Origin of the sequence: Cellulosimicrobium sp. 22598 (genome assembly GCF_052044445.1) — a bacterium.
Classification (GTDB): Bacteria; Actinomycetota; Actinomycetes; order Actinomycetales; family Cellulomonadaceae; genus Cellulosimicrobium; species Cellulosimicrobium cellulans_G.
This window is the reverse complement of the sequence record NZ_JBQEMZ010000027.1, coordinates 19617-43882: the sequence shown is the minus strand read 5'-3', so window position 1 is coordinate 43882 and position 24266 is coordinate 19617. Positions and strand designations below refer to the sequence as shown.

At 72.4% G+C, this 24266-nt stretch carries 24 protein-coding genes, 1 other RNA gene and 1 pseudogene; 3 read left to right on the top strand and 23 right to left on the bottom strand.

The window, feature by feature from the left end:
• Nucleotides 1-74 precede the first annotated feature (74 nt).
• From ACTJIY_RS19865 to ACTJIY_RS19840, 6 genes are all read right to left on the bottom strand, one after another.
• On the bottom strand, nt 75-1103 hold the full coding sequence (locus ACTJIY_RS19865) for an ROK family protein (RefSeq protein WP_440675254.1): 1029 nt from the start codon (nt 1101-1103) through the stop codon (nt 75-77).
• 1 nt (nt 1104) lies between these two features.
• Nucleotides 1105-2025: a carbohydrate ABC transporter permease gene (locus ACTJIY_RS19860; RefSeq protein ID WP_440675271.1), complete on the bottom strand. Its 921-nt coding sequence runs from the start codon at nt 2023-2025 to the stop codon at nt 1105-1107.
• A 5-nt stretch (nt 2026-2030) separates the two neighbouring features.
• Nucleotides 2031-2984 carry a carbohydrate ABC transporter permease gene (locus ACTJIY_RS19855; protein WP_440675255.1) on the bottom strand — a complete coding sequence of 318 codons (954 nt, stop codon included), beginning with the start codon at nt 2982-2984 and terminating at the stop codon, nt 2031-2033.
• A 153-nt stretch (nt 2985-3137) separates the two neighbouring features.
• Entirely contained in the window at nt 3138-4433 is a 1296-nt protein-coding gene (locus ACTJIY_RS19850; RefSeq protein ID WP_440675256.1) for an extracellular solute-binding protein, read from the bottom strand.
• A gap of 198 nt (nt 4434-4631) precedes the next feature.
• Complete coding sequence (locus tag ACTJIY_RS19845; protein ID WP_082141568.1) at nt 4632-5792, bottom strand: ROK family transcriptional regulator; 1161 nt, start codon at nt 5790-5792, stop codon at nt 4632-4634.
• Between the two features lie 131 nt (nt 5793-5923).
• Nucleotides 5924-6799 (bottom strand): PfkB family carbohydrate kinase, encoded by an 876-nt coding sequence (locus tag ACTJIY_RS19840; protein ID WP_440697256.1) that lies wholly within the window; start codon nt 6797-6799, stop codon nt 5924-5926.
• Between the two features lie 156 nt (nt 6800-6955).
• Between ACTJIY_RS19840 and ACTJIY_RS19835 the strand changes: the two genes are divergently transcribed.
• Nucleotides 6956-7939: a DUF4349 domain-containing protein gene (locus ACTJIY_RS19835; RefSeq protein WP_439158898.1), complete on the top strand. Its 984-nt coding sequence runs from the start codon at nt 6956-6958 to the stop codon at nt 7937-7939.
• Nucleotides 7932-8294, top strand: a complete 363-nt coding sequence (locus ACTJIY_RS19830; RefSeq protein WP_253051146.1) for a hypothetical protein — start codon at nt 7932-7934, stop codon at nt 8292-8294. The genes ACTJIY_RS19835 and ACTJIY_RS19830 overlap by 8 nt, the downstream gene beginning before the upstream one ends.
• Nucleotides 8295-8376: 82 nt before the next feature.
• Here ACTJIY_RS19830 and ssrA read toward each other — a convergent pair.
• The 16 genes and pseudogenes from ssrA to ACTJIY_RS19750 all read right to left on the bottom strand — a co-directional run bounded on the left by ssrA (nt 8377) and on the right by ACTJIY_RS19750 (nt 21379).
• Nucleotides 8377-8743, bottom strand: a transfer-messenger RNA (tmRNA) gene (ssrA, locus tag ACTJIY_RS19825).
• Nucleotides 8744-8881: 138 nt separating this feature from the next.
• Nucleotides 8882-9295, bottom strand: a complete 414-nt coding sequence (locus ACTJIY_RS19820; protein WP_440675258.1) for a hypothetical protein — start codon at nt 9293-9295, stop codon at nt 8882-8884.
• Between the two features lie 101 nt (nt 9296-9396).
• Nucleotides 9397-9867: an SsrA-binding protein SmpB gene (gene smpB / locus ACTJIY_RS19815; RefSeq protein WP_047234045.1), complete on the bottom strand. Its 471-nt coding sequence runs from the start codon at nt 9865-9867 to the stop codon at nt 9397-9399.
• Between the two features lie 138 nt (nt 9868-10005).
• Nucleotides 10006-11373 (bottom strand): peptidoglycan DD-metalloendopeptidase family protein, encoded by a 1368-nt coding sequence (locus tag ACTJIY_RS19810; RefSeq protein WP_440675259.1) that lies wholly within the window; start codon nt 11371-11373, stop codon nt 10006-10008.
• Between the two features lies 1 nt (nt 11374).
• Nucleotides 11375-12286, bottom strand: a complete 912-nt coding sequence (ftsX, locus tag ACTJIY_RS19805) for a permease-like cell division protein FtsX (protein WP_047234060.1) — start codon at nt 12284-12286, stop codon at nt 11375-11377.
• 212 nt (nt 12287-12498) lie between these two features.
• Nucleotides 12499-13179: pseudogene (gene ftsE, locus ACTJIY_RS19800) on the bottom strand (cell division ATP-binding protein FtsE); the annotation flags it as partial.
• A gap of 163 nt (nt 13180-13342) precedes the next feature.
• Nucleotides 13343-14455 (bottom strand): peptide chain release factor 2, encoded by a 1113-nt coding sequence (gene prfB / locus ACTJIY_RS19795; protein WP_253051142.1) that lies wholly within the window; start codon nt 14453-14455, stop codon nt 13343-13345.
• Between the two features lie 76 nt (nt 14456-14531).
• Nucleotides 14532-15671 carry a COG1470 family protein gene (locus ACTJIY_RS19790; RefSeq protein WP_440675260.1) on the bottom strand — a complete coding sequence of 380 codons (1140 nt, stop codon included), beginning with the start codon at nt 15669-15671 and terminating at the stop codon, nt 14532-14534.
• A 133-nt stretch (nt 15672-15804) separates the two neighbouring features.
• Entirely contained in the window at nt 15805-16419 is a 615-nt protein-coding gene (locus ACTJIY_RS19785; protein ID WP_353708026.1) for a hypothetical protein, read from the bottom strand.
• 189 nt (nt 16420-16608) lie between these two features.
• A complete protein-coding gene (locus tag ACTJIY_RS19780; RefSeq protein WP_440675261.1) occupies nt 16609-17034 on the bottom strand; it encodes a hypothetical protein in 426 nt (141 codons plus the stop codon).
• Between the two features lie 65 nt (nt 17035-17099).
• The gene (locus tag ACTJIY_RS19775; RefSeq protein ID WP_440675262.1) at nt 17100-17579 is read right to left on the bottom strand and encodes a TadE/TadG family type IV pilus assembly protein; all 480 of its coding nucleotides are present in this window, start codon (nt 17577-17579) and stop codon (nt 17100-17102) included.
• Nucleotides 17576-17956 (bottom strand): TadE/TadG family type IV pilus assembly protein, encoded by a 381-nt coding sequence (locus ACTJIY_RS19770; RefSeq protein WP_253051137.1) that lies wholly within the window; start codon nt 17954-17956, stop codon nt 17576-17578. Before ACTJIY_RS19770 ends, ACTJIY_RS19775 begins: the two co-directional genes overlap by 4 nt.
• Nucleotides 17957-17984: 28 nt before the next feature.
• A complete protein-coding gene (locus ACTJIY_RS19765; protein WP_440675263.1) occupies nt 17985-18200 on the bottom strand; it encodes a hypothetical protein in 216 nt (71 codons plus the stop codon).
• A gap of 80 nt (nt 18201-18280) precedes the next feature.
• On the bottom strand, nt 18281-19222 hold the full coding sequence (locus tag ACTJIY_RS19760; protein WP_253051135.1) for a type II secretion system F family protein: 942 nt from the start codon (nt 19220-19222) through the stop codon (nt 18281-18283).
• The gene (locus tag ACTJIY_RS19755; RefSeq protein WP_440675264.1) at nt 19219-20079 is read right to left on the bottom strand and encodes a type II secretion system F family protein; all 861 of its coding nucleotides are present in this window, start codon (nt 20077-20079) and stop codon (nt 19219-19221) included. The genes ACTJIY_RS19760 and ACTJIY_RS19755 overlap by 4 nt, the downstream gene beginning before the upstream one ends.
• Before the next feature lies 1 nt (nt 20080).
• Entirely contained in the window at nt 20081-21379 is a 1299-nt protein-coding gene (locus tag ACTJIY_RS19750; protein WP_353709597.1) for a CpaF family protein, read from the bottom strand.
• A gap of 199 nt (nt 21380-21578) precedes the next feature.
• On the opposite strand from ACTJIY_RS19750, the gene ACTJIY_RS19745 reads away from it, so the two are divergent.
• Complete coding sequence (locus ACTJIY_RS19745) at nt 21579-22805, top strand: pyridoxal phosphate-dependent aminotransferase (RefSeq protein WP_353708023.1); 1227 nt, start codon at nt 21579-21581, stop codon at nt 22803-22805.
• A gap of 40 nt (nt 22806-22845) precedes the next feature.
• Here the strand turns inward: ACTJIY_RS19745 and ACTJIY_RS19740 are convergent, their stop codons facing one another.
• On the bottom strand, nt 22846-24213 hold the full coding sequence (locus ACTJIY_RS19740) for an LCP family protein (RefSeq protein WP_440675265.1): 1368 nt from the start codon (nt 24211-24213) through the stop codon (nt 22846-22848).
• Between the last annotated feature and the right edge of the window lie 53 nt (nt 24214-24266).

The following is a 24266-nucleotide window of genomic DNA, read 5'->3' as shown; positions in this document are numbered from 1 at the left end:
CGACCGCACCACCTTCTCGATCGCGTCCGCAGCCAGCACCGCCAACCGCTCCGCCGGAGCGATCACGACCTCCATCACTTCACCTTTCGACGGCCGACGAGGGCAGCGCCCACCGCGGCGACGGGGACGTCCGCCGGAGCGAGCGAGACCCGCTCGGCGAGACGCAACGAGGACAGGAACGGGGACGTGCTCGACTGCGCGTCGAGCGCAGCGCGCACGGCGTCGAGGAGCGGCTGCCCCAGGGCGGACACGCCGCCGCCGAGCACGACGTGACGGACGTCGACCGTCAGCTCGAGGATCCGCACCGCCGAGGCGACGGCGGACGCGAACTCGTCCTTGATCCGGATCGCCTCCGGGTCGCCCGCGGCGGCCGCCTCGAAGAGCTCCGCCGGCGCGGGTCGACCGTGGCGCGACGGCCACCGCGCGGACACCGCGGAGCCGGAGGCGTAGACCTCGACGCACCCCCGCTGGCCGCACGCGCACTCGGGCCCGTGCGGGTCGATCGGGATGTGCCCGATCTCGCCCGCCGCGCCGCTCACGCCCCGCCGCAGCTCACCACCCAGCACGATCCCGGCAGCGAGACCGGTCCCCAGCGCGAGGAACGCGAGGTCCGACCCGTCGTCCCCGCGCAGGTGCGACGCACCGAGCGCGGCGACGTTGAGGTCGTTGTCGACCTGGACCGGGACACCACCGAGCTCCGCCGACAGCGCCTCGGCGAGCGCGAAGCGCCCACCCTCGATGCCGAGGTTGACGGCGTGCATGACCGAGCCGTCCTCGGGGTCCACCAGTCCCGGCACGCCGACGCCGACGCCGTCGACGTCCTCGAGCTCGGCACCCGCGCGGCGCACCACCTCGCGGACGGCACGGGCCGCGCTGGACACGACGCCCTGCGGCCCGCGCACCGTGGGCAGGCGCAGGGTCTCCCGCGCGACGCCGTCGGGCCCGAGGAAGGCGGCGAGCACCTTGGTCCCGCCGATGTCGAGACCGACCGCGCTCCCGGTCCCCGAGGCGTCGCACCGCGACGTGTCCTCGGGGCCGGAGCGTCCGGCCAGGGCTGCGGCTGCCTCGCCGTTCAGCGAGGCAGCCGTGCTCAGGTCGCTCACGTCAGCCCTTCACCGCACCCGAGACGAGGCCACCGGTCATCCTGCCCTGGACGATGACGAAGAAGATGACCACCGGGATCGCCACGATGACCGAGCCGGCCATCAGCGCTCCCCAGTTCGTCGCCATCGTCGCCTGCTGGAACGTGCGCAACCAGACCGGGAGGGTCATGGACTCCGGCCGGGACATGATGATCAGGGCCATGAGGAACTCGTTCCAGGCCTGGATGAACGCGAAGACACCCGTAGCGACGAGACCCGGCGCGAGGAGGGGGAAGGTGATCTTCCAGAACGCCTTCGGGCGCGAGCACCCGTCGATCATGGCCGCTTCCTCGAGCTCGGCGGGTACACCGTGCACGAAGCCTCGCAAGGTCCAGATCGTGAACGGCAGCACCGCTGAGATGTACACGAACGCCAGGCCCGTGATGGTGTTGAGCATCTGCCAGCCGTCGACGATCCGGAAGATCGAGATCATCATGGCCTCGCCCGGGATCATCTGGACCACGAGCAGCGCGACGATGAACGACTTCCGGCCCTTGAACGAGAACCGGGTGATCGCGAGCGACGCGAGGAAGCCGAGGATCATCGACACGACCAGCGTGACGAGCGTGACGGTGATCGAGTTGACCATCGCGGGCGGCAACGGCGCGCGACGGTCGTCCGTCCACACGTTCACGTAGTTGTTGAGCGTGAAGACGTCGGGCGTCGGGAAGAAGTGGAGGTCGGTCCCCCGGATGAGGTTCGTCGGGAGGAACGACGTGTTGATCATCCAGTAGACGGGGAACGCCGACGCGACGAACACGATGACGGCAAGGATCGAGAACCCGATGTTCGCAGCCCTCTTGCGCTGCGTCTCGCGGCTCTTGCGCGGGGTGGTGCGGCCCGGCGTCACGGCGTGACGGACAGGGGCCGTCGGGGTGGAGATGGCGCTCACAGTTCTTCCTCCCGGACCGTCCGGCGCACGTAGTAGAACGAGATGGCGAGCATGATGAACACGAAGATCACCGCGATGGCGCCGGCGACGCCGTAGTGCCCCTGCGCCATGCCCATCTGGTAGATGTAGACGCCGATCGTGTTCGTCTTCTCGCGGTCACCGCCGATGCCCTGGAGCGCGTAGACCTGCGTGAAGACCCGCAGGTCCCAGATGATCGACAGCACGATCAGCACCGTGTAGATGCTGCGGACGTACGGGACCATGATGAGCCGGAAGCGCTGGAACGGGGACGTGCCGTCGAGCTGCGCCGCCTCGAGCACCTCGCCCGGGATCTGCGTCAGGCCGGCGTAGAGCGTGAACGCCACGAAGGGCACCGCGCCCCAGACGATGATCAGCGTCAGGATGAGGAAGAACTGGAGCGGGTCGAGGAGCCACGAGTGCCCCATCCAGTTGTTCCCGGTGATCTTGGTCAGGAAGTTGTTGACGACGCCGTACTCGGTGTCGAAGAGCCAGCCCCAGACGATGGTCCCGGCAAGGGGAGGCATCGCCCAGGCGAGCAGCAGGCCTACCGACACGAGCAGGCGGAAGCCCTTGTTCAGCCGCATCATGAGCAGCGCGACGAGCGTGCCGAGCAGCATCGTCAGGGCCACCCAGACGATCATGAGGACGAAGCTGCGGAGCAGGACCGTCCAGAACCCGTCAACGTCCGTGAGGACCTTGACGTAGTTGTCGAAGCCCACCCATTCGGCGGGCACGCCCATCAGCTGGGCGCGCTCGTAGTTCTGGAAGGACATGACGAACAGCCGGACCAGCGGGTAGCCGACCATGACGCCGAGCACGATCAGGCTGGGGACCAGCAGGGTCCACGGCAGGACAGGTGGCCGCTTCTTGGGCGACCGCACGGACGCGCGGGGCGACGCGGTCCGGGGTTCGAGGCTGGTAGAGCTCATTTCCTCACTCCGTCGGGGGGTGCGCGGTGGTGCGCAGGGTGACGTAGGGGACGCGTGTCATGCGAAGGGTGGGGACCCCGAGAGGAGTCCCCACCCCTGACGAGCGTCTCCCGGTGCCGCCGTGCCCGGTGGCGCGGCGGACACCGGAGTGGCTCAGCTGTTGAGGATCTCCTCGATCTTCGCGTCGAGCTCCTCGGCGACGGTCTTGACGTCGTCACCGTTGGCGATGCGCGTGAACGCCGTCTGCAGGACGTTCTGCGCCTCGACGTCGGCCCAGCGCGGCGAGACCGGCGTGACCTGCGTGTTCATCGCGGCCTCGACGCCGGCCTGGGCGATCGGGTTGTCCGTCGGCACCTTGTCGGCGAGCGAGGTCTTGGCCGGGATGAGGCCGTTCTCTGCGAGGATCGTCTGGTACTCGTCGCTCATCATGATCGCGTACGCCTTGACCGCGAGCTCGGGGTTGTTGGACTTCGAGGCGACCGCGATGTTGGAGCCACCACCGAAGACCGTCGCGGTGCCGCCGTCCTTGCCGGGCAGCGGGAGCGCCGTGAGGTCGGAACCGTACGTGTCCTCGCAACCCGGGGTCTCCGCGTCAGCGGGAGCCTTGATGGACCACTGGATCCAGGTCGGCGCCGAGAGGTACGCGACCTTGCCCTCGCAGAACGGGACCTGGAGGTCGGTCTCCTGGCCGTCCTTCGGGGCGTGCGAGGCGTTCGCCATGAGGTCGGCGACCTGCTCCATGCCCTTCAGGCCGCCCTCCGAGGAGAAGCCCGCCTCCCACGTGCCGTCGTCGCCCTGCTCGGCGATGAAGCCGCCGTTCTCCCAGATGAACGGGAGCGCGTTGTACCAGTCCTGGCCCGGCCAGTAGAGACCGGACACGGTGTCGGTGGTCAGCGCCTTGGCGCTCGCGACGTACTCGTCGAGCGTGGTCGGCACGGGGGCGTCGCCCGTCACCTGGGGCGAGTAGAACACGACGCGGGAGCCCGCGTAGTACGGCAGCGCGTAGTGCTTCTCGTCCCACGTGCCCGCGTCGACGAACGCCGGCAGGAGGTCGTCGCCGCCGTACGCCTCGAACTCCTCGTCGGTGACCTCGCGGAAGTAGCCGGCCGAGGTGAACGCGGCGGACTGCGTGTTGCCGACCTCGACGACGTCCGGGCTGTCAGAGCCCGAGAGCGACGTCGTCAGCTTGTCGACGAGGCCGGTCCAGGACTGCTCCTCGATCGTGAGCGTGCTGCCCGGGTTCTCCTCCTCGAACGTCGTCTTGAGGTACTCACGCGCGGCGTCGGGCGTGTCCGAGCCGACCAGCCAGACGCGGATGTCGCCGGTCGCGGCCTCGGTCTCGCCGGAGCCGTTGTCGTCGCTGCCGCCGCCGGTGCTGCAGGCGGTCAGCGCGAGCGCCAGGGTGATCGTCGACGCCACGGAGGCGACGACGAGACGGTTCCTCTTCACTGGGTGCTTCCTCTCGGTGATTCTTGGTGGCGGCGTCGGTGACGCCACCGGAGGTGTGGCAGGAGTCCTGCGTAATCGAGCGCATGCAGGGGTACTGCGTTCCTGGGGGTGCTGCTCTGGGGTTCCCCAGGAGGTCTGAGGGGCTGGGGCGGGCCCGGCCCCGGTCGGGCGGTGGGGGTCAGTCCGAGCGTCGTCGGCTCATGAGACCCCCAGCTGTCCGGACAGGACGAGGACGGCTGCCCCGGCAAGGACGACGTCTTCGTCGAGCGTGGCCATCCGCACCTGGAGCCCGCTGCCGATGACCGGCATCGTGCGGGAGCGGATGGTCTCGAACGCCGCCTCGCGCAGAGGCCCGTCGAGCAGGTCCGCAGGACCGCTGACGAGCACCTCCGCGAGGTTGAGCGCACTGACGACAGGTGCCAGAGCGATGCCCAGCGTCCTGCCCACCGACGCCAGGACGGCGTCGGAAGCCTCGGTGTCGAGCCCGTCCACCGCGCGGCGCAGCGCCGGCACGGACAGGACGGTCTCCAGGCAGCCGCGGCGCCCGCAGGCGCACGGCTCGCCGTCGTCGACGACGGTCACGTGACCCAGCTCGCCGGCCGCGTCCGCGTGCCCGCGCACCCGTGCGCCGTCGACCATGATCCCGGCGCCCACGCCCTCGCCCACGGTGAGGACGAGCAGGCCGTCACCGGCCGCGCCGCCGAACGTGAACTCGCCGAGCGCGGCGATGTTCGCGTCGTTGGCCACGTGGACCGCGAGGCCGAGCCGCTCGGTGAGCTGCGCGGCGAGCGGGACGTCGTACCAGCGGCGGTTGGGCGCCTCGATGACGCGACCCTCGGCGTCGACGACGCCGGGCGAGCCGATCCCCACGCCGATGACCGGCTGGGTGGCGGACGCGATGAGGCCGCGGCAGAAGCGTGTGAGGAGGTCGACCAGCTCGGTGCCGGTGCGGCCGTCGACCGCCAGGCTCTGCCGGACGACGAAGTCGCCCGTGAGCGTGAGGACGGCGCCGCGCAGCACCTCGTCGTCGGTGAGGTCCACGGAGACGATCTGGTACGCGCTGGTGCGCATCCCGACGAGGATCGCGGGCTTGCCGACGCGCTGGCCCGGGCGGACGCCGAGCTCCTCGACGAGGCCCTCCGCGATGAGCACGGACACGAGGTCCGAGATCGTCACCCGGGTGAGGGACGTGGCGCGCGCCAGGTCGGCGCGCGAGGTGGGTCCCTCGTGGAACAGGTGCTGCAGCACGAGGGACCGGTTGTGGGCCCGAGCGTGCTCGGGCAGCACCTTCGAGGTCGGCCTGAGCCCTGTGCTCAGACGCCTCCTCGGTGCTCCGGTCCCGGTGACTGCCGTTGTCATGTTTGTTAGTAGACTGCCTTTACTAAGTGGCTGTCAACTTTCTCGCGGCTTCGTGACCGAAACGTTGCCGATCGGCCCGCGCTGCGGGACCTGGGTCCCGCCCCAGGTGGCCCGTAGACCCGCCCGTCCCCTCAGGACGTCGCCGCGTCGACCCAGCCCCGCGCGCCCGGGTGCTCCACCGAGCGCGAGGCCACGACGACCGCCTGCTCGAGCGCGGCCCGCCACGACGCACCGCGCGACACCGCCGCCGCGAACGCGCCGTGGACCACGTCACCCGCGCCGAGGGTGTCGACGACGCGCTCCGGCTCGGGGACCGCGAGCTCGTAGCGCTCCCCCGCGTCGAGCACCTCGACGGGACGCGGGCCGCGCGTCCGGGCGACGAACCGCGGGCCGAGCGCCGCGACCGCGGCGAGCACGTCCCCCGCCCCGACCCCCGGAGACCGGAAGTCCGCCGACACCACCACCGCGTCGCACAGTCCGATCATCCGGGCCGCGTCCGGCTTCCACGACCCGCCGTCGAGCACCACGGCCGCGCCCCGCTCGCGCGCCTGCCGAGCCATCTCGAGCGCGAGGCCCGGCAGGTGCCCGTCCAGCAGCAGGACGTCACCCGGCCCGACGCCGTCGAGGAGCCCCGGGCCGTCGACCGTGGCGCGGGCGGCGAGATCGTCGAACCCGGACGCGTTGGTGCTCACGACGGCGCGCTCGCCCGTGCCTTCCGTGACGAGCACGGTCGAGACGGCGAGGCGCTCGCCGGCCGCCTCCCCCGCGGCGTCGACCAGGTCGACCCCGCAGTCCGCGAGCTCGCGCCGCACGACCGCGGCGAACGGCCCGCCCCCGACCGCGGTGACGAGCCGCGTGGGGACTCCGAGCGCGACGGCCGTCGCGGCGGCGTTGGCGGCAGGCCCGCCGAAGGTCGCGGACAGCGACCGCGCGACGACCTTCTCGTCGGGACGCGGCAGCGCGTCGACCACCTGGACGACGTCGAGGGTCACGAGACCGCAGCACACGAGCACGCGACCATCCTGCCGTGCCGGGGCTCCGGAGCGCGCCGCCGTCCACGGTCGGGGACGTCGCGCTGCGGTTGGATCACGGCCAGTTCACAAGACGGTCACGATGTCGCGCACGGTGTCCGGTTCGCGCGCTTGGCCCCCTACTCTCGCAGCATGCGGACCACTCGCCCCTTCGCCGTCGTCGTGGCGCTCCTGCTCGGCGGCGCCCTCCTGGCGGGCTGCTCCGCCTCCTCGGGCGACATGGCGTCGTACTCCGTGGACGACGGCGGCGCGGTCTCGGAGGTCGCGGAGAGCGGCGCGGCCGACGGCCCCGGCGACGCGTCCTCGGGGATCGCTCCCGGGGACGAGGGCGCCGTCGCCGCGGCCGACCGGGAGATCGTCACCACGGGGTCGGTCACGGTCGTGGCCGCCGACCCGTCGGCGGCGGCCGACGCGGTCGCCGACCTCGCGGAGAGCGCGGGCGGCCGGGTCGAGGGCAGGCGGCAGTCGGAGCCCGAGGGCGACGCGCGCGCGTCGGCCGAGCTCACGATCCGCGTGCCGTCGGCGCAGACGACCGCCACCGTCGACGCGCTCGACCAGGTGGGCGAGGTGCGCGACCTGTCGATCGAGGCGGTCGACGTGACCGGGACCGCGCGTGACCTCGACGCCCGCGTCGACGCCCTGACGACGTCCGTCGAACGGCTGCGCACGCTCATGGGCGACGCCGCCACGACCGCGGACCTGCTCGCCGCGGAGCAGGAGCTCACGACGCGCCAGGCCGAGCTGGAGTCGCTCCAGTCGCAGCGGGCGGCGCTCACGGACCAGGTCTCGATGTCGACCCTGCACGTCACGCTCGTGCAGGTCGCGCCTGCCGAGCAGCTCGCCCCCGGCGGCTTCCTCGGGGGCCTGCAGAACGGCTGGAACGCCCTGCTCGCCACGCTCAACGGGCTCGTCGTCGTCCTCGGTGCCCTGCTCCCGTGGCTCGTGGTCGCCGGAGCGGTGCTGCTCGTCGTGCGCTGGGTCCTGCGCCGGTCGCGGCGGCGAGCCCAGGACGGCGGCACGCCGCCGGAAGACGCCGACCGCCCGGGGCCCGACGACGGCCCCGACGCTCCCGCGGCGAGCCGCGGGCCGCTCGTCGGTGCGTCCACCCATGACTGACCCGACGATCGCCGAGACCCCGCCGACCGGGCGCGTCGCCCGCCTCTGGCACGACACGGACGACGGCGAGCCGCGGCTGGTCGGGCACCTCGTGACGCGCGTGTGCACGCACTGGGACACCGTCGGCCCGTCCGCCTTTCCGCGGCACGTCAACCCCGAGCCGCGCGTCCAGTGGCGTGCCCACCTCGACGACGCCGACCCGGCCCTGGCCGAGGACCTGTACAGCGACGACCCCGAGGCGCCGCCGCTCCCCCGCGAGGACGACGACGGCCTCGTCGTGCGGGGACGGCGGCTGCGGCTCGAGTGGCTCGACGGCGAGGAGGCGGCCGCCGCCTGGGCGCAGCACGGGTGGTGACGGGCGCCCCGCTCCGGGCCACGAAAGGACCCGCTGGACGACGACGGCCCGCACCCTCGAGGGGTGCGGGCCGTTGCCGCAGGGGTGGAGGTGCGGGGAATCGAACCCCGGTCCGGTGACGCCGATCGAGGACTTCTCCGGGCGCAGTCTGCTGTCGTTTTTCTCGGCCCCCGCACTCACGCAGACAAGGTGCGGACGGGCTCAGTCACCTGAAAGTCCCCGCAGCCCCGATGACGAGGACTACGAGCAGTGGCTCTCTAGATGACGCCAGGATCCGAGTCGAGAGCTAGCTCGGGCTGACGGACTTCGGGGCTCGCTCAGGCGGCGAGGGCGAAGTCGGTGCGCTTGTTATCGGCACCTGTGGTTTGCAGACATCGTTAACGAGATAAGCCTGCATCCTCGGCCCGCTTCTCCTCGAAGCACGACCACCGTCGAAACCGATCACCCCCTGTGGAGTTGTCAAACACTGCGCGGCTCCCGGGCGGCCCCGGTCCTCGCTCAGCGGGACAAGCCTACGGGATGAACGCCGGCCGCCGCACCGATATTTCCGCACCTCCCGGACGAGGCTCGGTGCGCGTCGCCGGCGCCTACGTCTTGCGGCTCAGCGCGTCCACGAGCAGACCGCCCGCGATCCCGAGGAGGAACACGTCCTTCGCGAGCCCGGTGCCCTGCTCGGTCGGGCGCACGCCGTCCTCGCGCGTCATGCCCGGGGTCTTCAGGTACATGCCCACGAGCCCGGCCGAGAACACGCCCAGGCCCACGGCCACGAGCCCGGTGGGGACGAACGGGGCGACGAGCGCCGCGCCGAGCGCGATCTCCGTGGTCGAGAGCGCCTTGGTGAACTGCCTCGGCTCGACGTCCCCCAGGAACGAGTACGTCCCCGCCGCCATGCCGTGGATCCCCTGCGCGGTCGCCTCGTCCGCGCCGCGCTTGTTCAGGCCGGAGTTGAGGATGTACGCACCCGCCGCGAGGCGCGGGATGTACTGGCGGAGCTTGACCATGGGGCCTCCTGGTTCGTGGTCGACGTCTCGTCCTCGACCGTACGTCGAGGGCGGCGACGCCACCAGCGGGTGGGGCCGTCGTCGGACCCGACGCGCCGGGGTCAGCGCAGCTCGCGCTGCCGCATCGCGCGCTGCGCCTCGCGGTTGTCCTGCTTCTCGCGCAGCGCCTGCCGCTTGTCGTACTCCTTCTTGCCGCGCGCGAGCGCGATCTCGACCTTGGCCCGGCCGTCGAGGAAGTACAGCGCCAGGGGCACGATGGTGTGCCCCTTCTCGCGCGTCTTGGACTCCAGGCGCAGGATCTCCTCCTTGTGCAGGAGCAGCTTGCGCTTGCGCCGCGGCGCGTGGTTGTTCCAGGTGCCCTCGGTGTACTCGGGGATGTGGACGTTCTCGAGCCAGGCCTCGCCGCGGTCGACGGCGACGTAGCCGTCGACGAGCGAGGCGCGCCCCATGCGCAGCGCCTTGACCTCCGTGCCCGACAGGACGATCCCCGCCTCGTACACGTCCTCGATCACGTAGTCGTGGCGTGCCTTGCGGTTGCTGGCGACGACCTTGCGGCCGGTGTCCTTCGCCATCCGTGTCCTACCGTCCTTCGCTGTCGTGTCGTCGCCGGCGCACCAGCGTACGGGTGCCCGACGACGCCCGGTACCGATTATCCCCCGCGCGCAGGGCGGCGGGGGTCGGGCACGCAGCGCACGACGAGGCGGGCCGGATCAGCCCAGGACCGACATCGGGTCGATGGTGGACCCGTTGACGTACACCTCGAAGTGGAGATGGCACGCCCCCGACAGCCCGGTGTTGCCCGAGTAGCCGATGACGTCGCCCTTGTTGACCGACTGCCCGGAGGAGACCGCGAACCGGGTGAGGTGGTTGTAGCTCGTCATGAGGTTCGAGCCGCCGACGGTCCCGTGGTTGATCAGGACCTGGTTGCCGAAGCCGTTGCGCCACTGGGCGTGCACCACCGTGCCCGGACCCGCGGCCATGATCGGGGTCCCGCAGTAGGCGCGCAGGTCCGTCCCCGCGTGCAGGCGGTAGTACCCGAGGATCGGGTGCAGCCGCATCCCGTAGCTCGACGTCACGTACGGCACGGCGGTCGGGAACGAGAGGAAGCTCGAGATGCTGCCGCGGTCTCCCCCCGACGAGGAGCCGCCACCACCACCACCGCCCGACGAGCCGCCCCCACCGGAGGACTGCCCCTGCTGCTGACGCCGGGCCTCCTCCTCCGCGGCCTTGCGGTCGCGCTCCGCCTGCTCGGCGATGATCCCCTTGATCTCCTGCTGCAGCGACTGCTGGGCGGCCTCGTTCTCGGCGACCTTCGCCTCGGCCGCGGCCTTGCGCGCCTCGATCGTCGCCTTCTTCGCCTGCTGGTCGACGATGAGCTGCTCGACCTCGGCCTTGCGGTCCGCCGCCGCCTTGCGCGCGGCCTCGGCGGCGACGACGTTCTCGTCCGCCTGCTTCTTCAGGTCGGCGACCGTCTCCCGCACCGCCTGCAGGCGCGCCTCGCGGTTGCGCGCGACCGACTCGGCCTCGAGGAGGTCCTGGAGGGACCGGGACTGGCTGCGCGCCGCCGTCGACGAGACCGCGTACTCCTCGATGAACTCCTCGGTGCTCTGCGCACCCGTGACGATGCCGAGGCTCGAGACGTCGCCCTGACCGCGGTACGCCTGGCGCGCCATCTCCGCGATGCTGGACTTCGCGTCGGCGACCTCGGTCGCGCCGCGCTCGATCTCGGCGCTGATCGCGGCCTCCTGTCCGAGCGCGTCCTCGAGCCGCTGCGCGAGCAGCTCCGCCTCGCGCTGGGTCCGCTCGACCTCGGCCTCGGCGGCGTCCAGCTCGGCCTGGGCGACCGGCAGGCGCGCCTCGATCGCCTGGAGGTCGACCACCGCCTGCGCGAGCTCGGCGTCGGTGTCCTCGAGCTGGGACTGGAGCTGCTCGCGGTTGCCGAGGATCTCGGACTGGCGGCGTTCCGCGGCTGCGCGGCGGTCGTCGATGTCGTCGGCGGAGGCCGACGCGACACTCCCCACGAGGAGCATCGTCGTGGCGATCAGGGCCGCGGTCGCGCGGCGGAGGTCCCGGGTCATCTCACACCCTCGTGTGGCGGTTGAGCGTGACGACCGAGGAGACGGCCGCCAGGAGGAACGCGATACCGACGAGGACGGGCGCGATGCGCAGCACGTCCGACTCGTCGACGTAGGCCACCCACGTCACGGACTGCGACAACCAGTCGGTGACGAGGTACTTCACCCCCACCCACAGCCCGCCGACCGCGAGGAGCGCGCCGAGCACGGCCGCGATCGCCCCTTCCAGCAGGAACGGGAGCTGGATGAAGAGGTTCGACGCCCCGACGAGCCGCATGATGCCGGTCTCACGGCGCCGGCTCAGTGCCGACAGCCGGATCGTCGTCGTGATGAGCAGCACCGCGGCGAGGAGCATGACCGCGGCGAGGCCGGCGGCGAGGAGCGACGCGCGGTTGAGCGCGAGGAAGAGCGAGTCGAAGATGCGGCGCTGGTCCTCGACGACCTCCACGCCCGGGCGCCCGGTGACGACGTCGTTGACGACCTCGTAGTTCTCCGGGTTGGTGAGCTTGAGGCGGAAGGACGCCTGCATGTCGTCGACGGTGAGCTGCGTGCCGAGGTAGCCGTCCGGGTACCGCTCCTGGAACGCGGCGAACGCGTCGTCCTTGGACTCGAAGTACACGGTCTGGATCTCGTCGGCGAGCTCGGACTCGAAGACGTCCTCGAGGGCGGCGATCTGGTCCGGGGTCGCCTCGCCCGCGGCGCAGGTCGGTGACGGCGAGCCGGTGGGGCACAGGAAGACGGAGACCTCGACCTTGTCGTACCAGTCGTCCTTGAGCTTCCCGATCTGCGCCTGCAGGAGCATCGACGCGCCGACGAACGTCAGCGAGACGAAGGTGACGAGGACGACGGAGACCGTCATCGAGACGTTGCGGCGCAAGCCCTGACCGAGCTCCGCGAGGATGAACTGGAGTCGCACGCCGATCACTCCCCCGCCGTCGCCTCGACGTGGCGGCGCACCGAGCGTCGCGACGGCGGCTCGGCCGGCTCCTCCTCGGCAGCCGGCCGAGCCGCAGCCGGCTGCACGCGCGGGACGGCCGTCGTCGGCGCCGACTCGGGCGCCGCGCCGGGCGCGGTGCCGGACGTCGCGCCCGGGGCGTCCCGGTCCGGGTCCGGGATGACCTGCCCGCGCGCGCCGTAGGCGCCGTGCGCCTGGTCGCGCACGAGCGTCCCGGTGTCGAGCTCGATGACGCGACGCCGCATCTGGTTGACGATCTCCTCGTCGTGCGTCGCCATGACGACGGTGGTCCCGGTGCGGTTGATGCGGTCGAGCAGGCGCATGATCCCGAGCGACGTCGTGGGGTCGAGGTTCCCGGTGGGCTCGTCGGCGAGCAGGATCGGCGGGCGGTTGACCATGGCGCGCGCGATGGCGACGCGCTGCTGCTCGCCGCCGGAGAGCTCGTGCGGGCGGCGCTTCTCCTTGCCCGCGAGCCCCACCATCTCGAGCGTCTCGGGGACCGTGATCGCGATCGTGTGCCGCGGCTTGCCGATGACCTGGAGCGCGAACGCGACGTTCTCGAACACCGTCTTGTTCGGCAGGAGGCGGAAGTCCTGGAAGACGACCCCGATCTGGCGCCGCAGCTTGGGCACGTTCCAGCTCGACAGCGACCCGAGGTCCCGCCCCGCCACGAAGACCTTTCCCTTGGTCGGGCGCTCCTCGCGCAGGACGAGGTGCAGGCACGTCGACTTGCCGGAGCCCGACGCGCCGACGAGGAAGACGAACTCGCCGCGGCGAACCTCCATCGACACGTCGTCGACGGCCGGCCTCGCGCCGCGCGCGTAGACCTTGGTGACGTTCTCGAAGCGGATCACAACGGCACGTTCCTCGGGTCGGGGGTCGATCCGTGGACGAACGAGGTTCGTCGCACGATCCCGAGGGTAGGCACGCGCCTCCGGCCCGGCGGGGCGGACACGCCGCACCCGGGCGCATCGATCCGTTGCTCGGATCAATCGGCCCCGGGGCGGCCGCCGAGGGTCAGGCCTCCTTCTGCACCCCGCGGCGCCAGCGGATCCCGGCCTCGATGAAGTCGTCGATGTCGCCGTCGAAGACCGCCGACGGGTTGCCGACCTCGTGCTCGGTCCGCAGGTCCTTGACCATCTGGTACGGCTGCAGCACGTAGGAGCGCATCTGGTCGCCCCAGCTCGCCTTGATGTCGCCCGCGAGCTCCTTCTTCTTCGCGTTCTCCTCCTCCTGGCGCACGAGCAGCAGGCGGGACTGGAGGACGCGCAGCGCGGCGGCGCGGTTCTGGATCTGCGACTTCTCGTTCTGCATCGACACGACGATGCCGGTCGGGATGTGCGTCATGCGCACCGCGGAGTCCGTCGTGTTGACGGACTGCCCGCCCGGGCCCGAGGACCGGAAGACGTCGACCTTGATCTCCGACTCCGGGATCTCGATCGAGTCGGTCTGCTCGATGAGCGGGATGACCTCGACGGCCGCGAACGACGTCTGGCGACGCCCCTGGTTGTCGAAGGGCGAGATGCGCACGAGACGGTGCGTGCCCGCCTCGACGGACAGGTGGCCGAAGGCGTACGGAGCCTTCACCTCGAACGTGGCGGACTTGAGGCCCGCCTCCTCGGCGTAGGACGTGTCGAGCACGGTGGTCGGGTAGCCGTGGCGCTCCGCCCAGCGCAGGTACATGCGCAGGAGCATCTCCGCGAAGTCGGCCGCGTCCACGCCACCCGCGCCCGCGCGGATCGTGACGACGGCCTCGCGCGCGTCGTACTCGCCGGCGAGGAGCGTGCGGACCTCGAGCTGGTCGAGGTCCTTGCGGATCGCCGCGACCTCGGCCTCCGCCTCGACGAGGGTGTCCTCGTCCTCCATCTCCTGGCCCATCTCGACCAGGGTCTCGACGTCGTCGATGCGCTGGCCGAGCTTCTTCACCCGGTCCAGCTCGGACTGCGCCGCGGAGAGTGCCGACGTCACCTTCTGCGCGGCGTCCGGGTCGTCCCACAGGTCGGGGGCCGACGCCTTCTCCGAGAGGTCCGCGATCTTCGCGCGCAGCACCTCCGGGTCGCTCACGCTCTCGATGGACTCGAGCGTGCTGCGCAGCGCCTTGATCTCGGTCGGAAAGTCGATGGTGGCCACGAGGTTCAAGGTTACGCGACACCGCGCGCGCTCCGCGCCGCCGGGCCGGCAGACCCGTGCCCGGCGGCGCGGAAGGTCAGGCCTTCGGCTCGCCCTTCGCGGCGGGCGCACCCGTGCCCGACGGCGCGGGCTCGCTCCCCGCTGCCTGCTGGCGGCCCTCGTCGCGCGCCTTCGCGAGCATCGCCTCGAGACGCTGGCGCCGGCGTCGGCGGTCGTCGCGGACGCCGACGATCAGGACCACGACGATCGCGATCAGCAGGAGCTGCGGCCACGGGACGGCCCAGGTCGTCACGGTGACCGTGACGGGCTCGAGCGGCGCGTCGACCTGGTCGTCGTCCACCACCGTCGGGGTGACGGTGATCGTCGACCGGACCGGGCCGAGCGGCCAGACGTTCGGCGTCTCGACGCGGGATCGCTGCGAGCCGCCCGGCAGGACCTCGGGGATCTGCGTCGCCGAGCGGTCCGTGGACAGCAGCCCGAAGAACCCCGACGTCGCGACGTCGCCATCGGCACCGAGACGGACGTTGCCGTCGTTCGTCACGTCGTAGGAGACAGTCATGTCACCCGCGGCGAACGGGTTCCACGACGGCGTGTAGGACGCCTTGACGTTCTCGACCGTCAGGACCGGCTCCACGTCTCCCGTGACGCGCGTGGAGACACGGAAGCCGACGCGGCTCTCCACGCCGACGCTCGTCCCGCCCTCCCCCGCACCGGTGCTCGTCATCGTCGCGGCGATACCGGCGACGTGGTCGCCGGGCGTGGCGTTGTCCGGGACGGCCACCGTGAACGGCACGACGACCGTCGCGTCGGGCGCGACCTCGACCGAGTCCTGGACCTCGATCCAGGTCCCGGCCCCGGTCGACTCCCGGTCCGACGGCAGCATGTTGAACCGGCCCTTGGGGTTGATGTACCCGTCCGCGGCCTGGATCGAGAAGGTCACGGGCACGTCGCTGAAGTTCGACACGGCGAGATGCTCGGACGCGGATGCCCCGGGGTCGAGCACCAGCTCGACGCGGGACCGCCCGTCGGGGCCGTCCGCGTCGGCGGGCTTGACGCCCCAGGTGATGACGTCCTCGGTGTCGAGCGGCAGGACGCCGCCGGACGCCGCGCCCGCCGGCAGCGCCGGCGCGAGCGCTGCGACGAGCGCCGCTCCGGCCGCGGCGACCCAGCGGGCCGGGCGGCGCAGTCCGTGGCTCAGGTGTGATGCAGGGTTCACGCAGGTGCTCTCTCCGTACGACGGCGGGCCGCCCACCCGATCCGACCTCTGCCGGACGAGTGGAGCGGCCCGCCGTGGACTGCTCGGTCGACGGCCGACCGCGGCCGGCCGTCAGGTCACGAGGACCGTGTGCTCAGTCCTCGAAGAGGGAGAGCGTGATCGTCGAGGAGTAGGCGCCGGCGGCGACGTCCTCGGCGGTGCGGAGCGTGAGGCCCGCGGACGCGGTCCACGAGCCCTCCGGGTTGACCTCGGCCGAGTCGTAGGCCGAGACGAGGAGGTCCTGCTCGACGAGGCCGACGCCACCCTCGAGCTCGGGGTCGACACCCTCGCCGGCCTCGACGAGGCCGCTCTCGCTCCCGCTGACCAGCGACGGCGCCCAGCCGAGGTTCTCCGCCCCGATGGTGCCCGCGTCGCCCGTGAAGTCCTCAGCGACACCGACCACGTACCAGAACGCCCCGGCGGGGACCTCGGTGCGCGTGTCGGTGACCGTGACGTTCGGGAGGTTGCCCGTGAACTCACGGGTGCCGTCGACGGTCGAGTCCTGCTCGGTGAGCGTGGTCGCGTTCGAGGCGACCGAGAGCGCGAGGTTGCCCGGCTCGACGTTCGACTCGATCTCGACGGAGACGTCGACACCCTGGCCGTCGCCCACCTGGTCTGCGGAGGCAGCGGACGCGAGGGCGACCGTGCCGATGAGCATCGCGCCGAGGGCACCCCCGGCGACGAGCTTCTTCGTTGCTCGTGCGTTCATGTTGTAGCTCTCCATCGTTGGAGTTGTTGTCGGACCGGATCACCATAGCGGCGAACCTGGGGTTTTGACAGAGAGGAACCAGAAGTGGCCATCCAAAGTTAAGAAAGTAAACAAAGGCGCGGGAGCATGCTCGCGCGTCGTTGCGTACCGTCCCTTCCTGGATGCTCGTCGTCGAACAGCAACAGGTGCTCACCACGCTCTGGCACGTGACTCTGCACGCACGATGATGCCATCACTCCACGCCTGGGTCACCCAGCTGATCATCGCGGGTCGTGCCCGGGCGGCGAGACGCACCGTCGCGGTGCGGCCGTCGGCGGTCGACGCCTCGGTCACCACGACGTCGTGCAGGCCGTCGAGCGCACCGGGATTCCGGTCCAGGTAGTCCTGGACGTCCGACCGGATCGACGAATCCGTGAGCGTCAGGACGCCGCTCTCGACGGGTGCGGACGCGGCGCCCGTGTAGAACGACTCGGGCGTCATCGAGTCTGCTGCCGTGAGCGCGAGCGCGTCCGCGAGCGCGTACAGCCGCTTGCGCTCGAGGTGCACCTGCGTCGCGCTGACCACGACCGTGACCAGCAGCAGCGCGAACGCGACGAAGGCCGTCATGAGGAGCATGATCCGACCGTCCTCCGGACCGTCGCAGGACGTGCACCGTCGCCACGGATCGAGGCGCGCGCGCCTCACGGCCGCCTCGCGGCGTACTCGTCGACCGGCGCGACGTGCTGGGCCTCGACGGGGACCGCGAGGGGCACCGCTGCCCGGACGAACGGTGGGACGAGCGGCAACGGCACCTCGAACTTCACCCGCGCGACCACCTCCGCCCCGGGCTCGAGACAGGGCGTGGCCGAGCACGAGATCGTCAGCACGCCGGCACCGGGCTCGAAGCCCTGGTCGTCGAGCGCGAGCCTGACGGCCGCTTCGGCGAGCCGCGCACCGTCGGCCACGGACGGCGCGGTCACGAACGCGCGCGCCGCCTCCCGCGAGGCGCCCTCGACCGCGAACGTGGCCGCCTGCAGCCGCCCGACCGTCAGCACGAGGTACGTCACCGGCAGCAGCAGCACGAGCGCGACGCCGAGGAACTCCACGACGGCGCTCCCCCGCTCCCCCCTCCGCTCGCCCCCGGTGAGGCGAGCGAGCACCGCCCGCAGCCAGCGGCTCACGGCGCTTCCTCGAGCGCGTGCCCGTCGACGGTCACCACGCCCGCCGGACCGAGGAGACCCACCACCGGGAGCGGCGCGGAGACCGTCACCTCGACGACCGGGAGGCCGTCGACGACCGTCTGACGCGCCACGACGTCCTGCGCGTACCGGGACGAGAGCGCGGCCGTGATCAGGTCGCGCGTTCGGGCCGCTCCGTCCTGCGGGCCACGGTCGGCACGGCCTGCGACCCGAGCACCCTCTGCGGCACAGTCCACGAGCGTCGCCCGCACGTGGACGGCGAGCGCTACCTGGACGACGCCGAGGAACAGCACGAGCACCAGGACGGACACGAGGGTGAAGTCGACCACCGCCGACCCGCGCTCGGGGTCCGTCGTCACCGTGCCGCGACCGACTCCGTGCGCCACCTCAGGGCGCGCCCACGCTCGAGATCGCGTTGCTGAAGGCCTGCGTCAGCGCCGGACCTGCGACAGCCCACAACGCGATGACGAGGCCCGCGGTCATCAAGGTGATGAGCACCCACCCCGGGACGTCGCCGCGTTCCGCGTCCCCGCCCACCAGGCGTCCGAGCGCCTCGCGCCCCGCTCGCCGTGCCTTCGTCGTCCTGCGTCCCGACCCCTGCATGGTTTCCCCTCGTTCGTCCGTCGTGAGTCGTGTCGTACGTGAGCTGTGGGGGCGCCGGACGCGCCCTAGGAGCCGCGCGCTCAGAACCCGAGCCGCAGCGTGGCGAGCGACGGAAAGACGGCGAAGACGACCGTCACCGGGAGGATGAGGAAGACGACCGGGATCATCATCGCCACCTCCTTCTTTCCGCCCGCCTCCATGAGTGCGCGACGCCCGGACTCGCGCACGTCCTGCGCCTGGGCGCGCAGGACGTCGGCGAGCGGAGTCCCGCGCTCGACGGCGACGGCGACCCCCTCCGCGAAGCGGGTCAGGCTCGGCAGGCCCGTCCGGTCGGCGAGCTGCTCGAGCGCCCGCGCGAGCGGCGTGCCGGCGCGCACGGACGCGAGCATCGCGCGGAGCTCGCCCGAGAGCTCTCCGTGGGCCGTCGTGGCGACCCGTTCGAGCGCCGCCACCGGGCCCTCGCCGGCGTTCACCGCGAGGGCGAGCAGCTCCGCGACGGTCGGGAACTCCGCGAGCATGCGTTCCTCGCGGCGTCGCACGGCGCGCGTCAGGGCGTGGTCGCAGGCGAGGACGCCACCCACCCCGCACAGCAGCGCGAGCAGGACGAGCAGCACGACGGACGAGCCCCGCGTCGCGGCGAGGACCACCGCGACGAACGTGCCCAGCGCGAGCCCGACGACGCCCCACACCAGCTGGCGGGCACGGAACTGCTCGACGCTCTGACGCCGGCCCGCACGCTCGAGCCGACGGCGGACGTCGGAGGACGTCGAGCCGAGCCGTTCGAGCGCCCGACCCGCGTCCGCGAGCACCGGGGCGACCAGACGCTCGACCGTCGGGAACGGCGTCCGGGTCGGCTGGTCGCGGAGCAGCACCGACGTCCGGTCGTGCGTCCGCAGGTAGGGCGCGAGGCGCTCGTCGAGCCGGATCGCGCGGCCGCGGACGCCCGCGACGACGAGCAGCAGCCCCACGGCGCCGAGCGCGCCGATCGCGGCTCCCGTCAGCGACACGTCGAGCGCGTTCATCGGAGCACCCTCTCCTCCTCGGGCAGCCGCCCGATCCGCAGCATGAGCTGGTACGCCGCGGCCGAGCAGGCTGCGCCGACGCCGAGGACGAGCGCACCCGACAGCGAGTTGTACGCCGCCGCCGTCTCGGGTCGGGTCGCGAGGAAGCCGAGCACCACCCACGGGCCCGCGACGGCGAGCCGCGCACCGTTGACCGTCCAGGACTGGCGCGCCTCGAGCTCGCCGCGGGTCCGCGCGTCCTCGCGCAGGAACGTCGAGAGGGTGCGCAGGAGCCGCCCCAGGTCCGTCCCGCCGACGTCGCGCGTCAGCCGGAGCGCCTCCACGATGCGGTCGGCCACCGGGTCCGCGAGACGGTCCTTGAGCCGGTCCAGGCACTCCCCGAAGCGCCCCGACGCCCGGTAGTCGACCGCGAACCGGACGAACGGCTCCCGCAGGTCCGCCGGGCCGCGCTCGCCCAGCTGTCCGACGGCCTCGGGGAGCGACAGGCCCGCACGGACGCCGGAGGCGAGGTGGTCCAGCACCTCGGGCCAGACGTCGCGCAGGCGCGCCCTCCGGCGCCGGGCACGGGAGCGCACGACGAGCGCCGGCACGGACGCGGCGATCGCACCGAAGCACGTGGCGATCGTGACGGACCCGGCCAGGACCGTCGCGACGAGGAGGACCACGAGCCCCAGGCCCACGCTCGTCGCGACCAGCGCGCCCGGCGTCACGGACGGCGCACCCGCCTGCACGAGGAGGTCCTGCGTGCGCGCCGTCCAGCCGTCCGACCGGCGCTCGCGGCGCGGGCCCGGTGTCCAGAACGACCACCAGACGCAGAAGAGGCCCGCGCCGAGCAGGAACCCCACGACGACGCCCACGTCAGCTCGCCCCCGACCACGCCGTGCTCGCCGAGGCGCTCCCCGAGCCGGCGGGGACGCGCGAGCGCTCCGGGTGGAGCACGGCTGCCAGGTCGATCCCCGCGCGCGCGAACCGGTCCGCGCCCGGCGGGAACCCGTCGGCACGCACCAGCCGGTCACCCGTCCGGACGAAGATCTCCGCCGCCTCGACCACGCCCTGCTCGACCCGGCCCGTGACCCCCAGGATCTCGCGCACGACGCGCCGCCCGTCGGCGTCGACGCCGAGGTGGACGACCACGTCGATCGAGGACGCGACGGTCGGCACCACGAAGCGGTCCGAGACGTTCTCGCCCGCGAGCAGCGGCAGCGTGCACATCTTGGTGATGGCCTCGCGGGCCGAGTTCGCGTGCAGGGTGCACATCCCGGGGACTCCGGCGTTGAGCGCGACGAGGAGGTCGAAGCTCTCCGCCTCGCGGACCTCCCCGATGACGATCCGGTCCGGGCGCATGCGCAGCGCCTCCTTGACCAGACGGCGCAGCGGGATCTCGCCCGTCCCCTCGAGGCTCGGCTGCCGGCACTGCATGGACACCACGTCCCGCACGGCGAACCGGAGCTCGAACACCTCCTCGCACGTCACGACGCGCTGCGTGGGCGGCACCGAGCCCGCGAGGGCGTTGAGCATCGTCGTCTTGCCCGCCTGGGTGGCGCCCGCGACGAGGATGTTCAGCCCCGCGCGGACGGAGGCGTCGAGGAACGTCGCCGCCTGCGGGGTGAGCGACCCGAGCCGGACGAGGTCGTCGAGGTGCGACGCACGGACGACGTGCTTGCGGATGTTGACCGCCCAGCTGCTGCGCGTGACGTCGGGGATGACGACGTGGAGCCGCTCGCCCCCGGGCAGCGAGGCGTCGACGAACGGGCTGGACAGGTCCAGCCGGCGGCCGGACGAGCGCAGCATCTGCTCGACGAGGTCGCGCACCTGCTCCGCGGTGAGGATCGTCGTCGTGAGCTCGGACCGGCCGCCCCGCGCGACGAAGACCTGCGAGGGCGCGTTGATCCAGATCTCCTCGATCTCCGGGTCGTCGAGGTAGGGCTGGAGCGGCCCGAGGCCGGCCACGGAGTCGACCACCGCGCGACCGGCGGCCGTCGGGTCGGCGAGCGGCGCGACGGCTCCGAGCGCGCTCCGCGTCTCGTAGTCCGCGACCACCTCGCGGACGAGCTCGTCGACCGCCGCGCGGTCGCGCACGGGGTCCACCCCGCGGCGTCGGACGAGCTCCCGCACCTCGCCCTCGAGCACGCCGACGGCGTGCGTGTCCGTAGACATGTCGAGCATTCCCCCTGCTCTGCTGGCCGGCTGCCCCGCCGGACCGAAAGACCTGACCGAGAGAGTAGGGCATCCGCGCGGCTCGCGGGAGTGCCCTGTGGACACCGGTGCCCGGAGCCTCGGGATCTGGGCCGTACCCCTCGGTGAACCCGCCCGTGCCGTCCCACATCGTGGGCGCGGGCGCCGATAGGGTCGGGTCATGACCGACCTCCCGCCCGGCCGCTGGCAGGCCGCCGCCCGTGCCACCGGCCTCCTCGGCGCGGACGGCGCGGTGGCGGCGACGGTCTTCGCCGAGATGACGGCCCTCGCGCACCGCACCGGGGCGATCAACCTGGGGCAGGGCTTCCCCGACGTCGACGGCCCGGCGACGGTCAAGCACGCCGCGGTCCGCGCGATCGAGGAGGGCCACAACCAGTACCCGCCCGGCCCGGGGATCCTCGAGCTGCGCAACGCGGTCGCGAGCCACCAGTACCGGCACTACGGGCTCGACCCCGACCCGGAGACCGAGGTCCTCGTGACGACGGGCGCGACGGAGGCCCTCGCCGCGACGATCCTCGCGCTCGCCGGCCCGGGGGACGACGTCGTGACGCTCGAGCCGTTCTACGACTCCCACGCCGCGTGCATCGCGCTCGCGGGGGCGAACCACGTCACCGTCCCGCTCGTGCCCGGCCCGGACCGCTTCCGCCTCGACCTCGACGCCCTGCGCGCGGCCGTCACCGACCGCACGCGGCTCATCCTCGTGAACTCGCCCCACAACCCGACGGGAACGGTGCTCGACCTCGACGAGCTCGACGCGATCGCCTCCGTCGCGCGCCGCCACGACGCGGTCGTCGTCACGGACGAGGTCTACGAGCACCTGACGTTCGACGACGCCCGGCACGTGCCGATCGCCACCCTCCCCGGGATGCGGCAGCGCACGGTCACGATCTCCTCGGCGGGCAAGACGTTCTCGTTCACCGGCTGGAAGATCGGCTGGCTGCACGGGCCGGAGCCGCTCGTCACCGCGGTCCGCACGGTCAAGCAGTTCCTCACCTACACGTCCGGCGCGCCGTTCCAGCCCGCCATCGCCGACGCCCTGTCCGACGACGAGACCCCGCGCGCGCTCGCCGACTCGCTCGCCGCGCGTCGGGACCTGCTGTGCGAGGGCCTCGTCCGGGCCGGGTTCGACGTCGTCGTCCCCCAGGGCACGTACTTCGTCATCGCCGACGGCGCCCCGCTCGGCGTCGAGGACGGCGTCGCCCTGTGCCGTGAGCTGCCCGCCCTCGCGGGCGTCGTCGCCGTCCCCGTGAGCGCGTTCTGCACGCCGGGGTCGACGACGGCCCGCGCGCTGGCCTCGCGCGTGCGGTTCACCTTCGTCAAGCGCGAGGACGTGCTCCGCGAGGCGGTGGGCCGGCTCGCCCGCCTCGGCGCCACGCGTCGCTCCTGACCGCGCCCCGACCCGTCACCGGGGCGGCTGACGGACCGGCTCAGCCGCAGACGCCGGGCTGCAGCTCCTCGACCGGGGTCTCCGGCGTCGTGCCGGGGTCCGTGGTGCCGGGGTCCGTCGTGCCCGCCCCCGGGTCGGTCGCGCCGGGGTCGGTCGCGCCGGGGTCGGTCCCGGTCCCCGGGTCGGTCGTCCCGTCCGCGGGCGCCGTCGCGTCGTCGCGCGGGTCGGCGACGGCCTCGTGGCCGGGCGGGGGCGCGTCGTCGATGAGCCGCTGCCAGATGGCGTCCGCCTCCGACGTCCACTCGACGCGGTTGCGGTCGCTCGCCGCCTCCACGACGGGGACCTGCGTGAAGACGACCTCGGAGGGCTTGATGGCGCGGAGGCTGAACGCGAGTCCCGCGAGCGCCGTCGGGTCCGCGATCGTGGGGTCCGCGCTGATCGAGCCGAGCACCGCCTCGATGACGCCGTAGAGCTGGGGCGAGTTGGTGATGATGTTCTGGGAGAGCAGCTCGCGCACGGCCGAGTCGATGAACGCCTGCTGGCGCGCGATGCGCGTGAGGTCGGACCCCATCTCGAGCCCCATGCCCGTCCCGTGGCGCGCCCGGAGGAAGCTGATCGCCTCGTGGCCGTTGAGCGTGTACTCCCCGGCCGGCAGGTCGAGGGTGCCGTACCGCGGGCTCTCCTTGACGGGCTCCGGGAAGCACATGGTGACGCCGTTGATGGCGTCGACGACACCGATGACCCCGGTCATCTTGACGACGACGTGGTTGGTGATCGGGACGCCCGTGAGGTCCTGCACCGCGGTGATCGTGCACGCGGCGGCGTAGGTCATGTCGTCGACGCCGCCCGACCCGATCTGGAACGCCTCGTTGAACATCGTGTTGCGCCGCGGGCCCGACATCGACCCGTCGGGCAGGTTGCACGCCGGCAGGTCGACGAGCGAGTCGCGGGGGATGGACACGACCTCCATGCGCGTGCGGTCACCGGACACGTGCACGATGAACGTCGTGTCCGAGCGCATGCCCTCCTCCTCGCCGGCGATCGCGGCGTTCTCGGCGTCGCGGTAGTCCGTGCCCATGACGAGGATGTTGAGCGACTTGCCGGCGAACGGGTCGGACGGGTCCTTCGGAGGCTCGACCGTCGGGCCGCCGACGACGAGTCCCGACACGTCGCTCACGGTGATCTTCGACTTGAGATCGAGGTAGACGGCTCCCGCGCCGACGGCGACGAACACGAGGGCCCCGGTGAGGACGAGCCCGACGGCCCGTGCGACGCGGTGCGTGCGCAGCGCGCGCGCATGGTGCGGGCCGCCGGAGGGCTTGTCCTCCCCGCCCTTCCGGGAGGGCGTCGTCGGTGTCGCGCGGGGCCGCGAACGCGGGGACGACGAGGCGGGAGCGGTCGTTGGCACGGTCCGAGGGTAAGGGGTCCGGCGTGGACGCGTGCGCAGAACCAGCAGGAGGA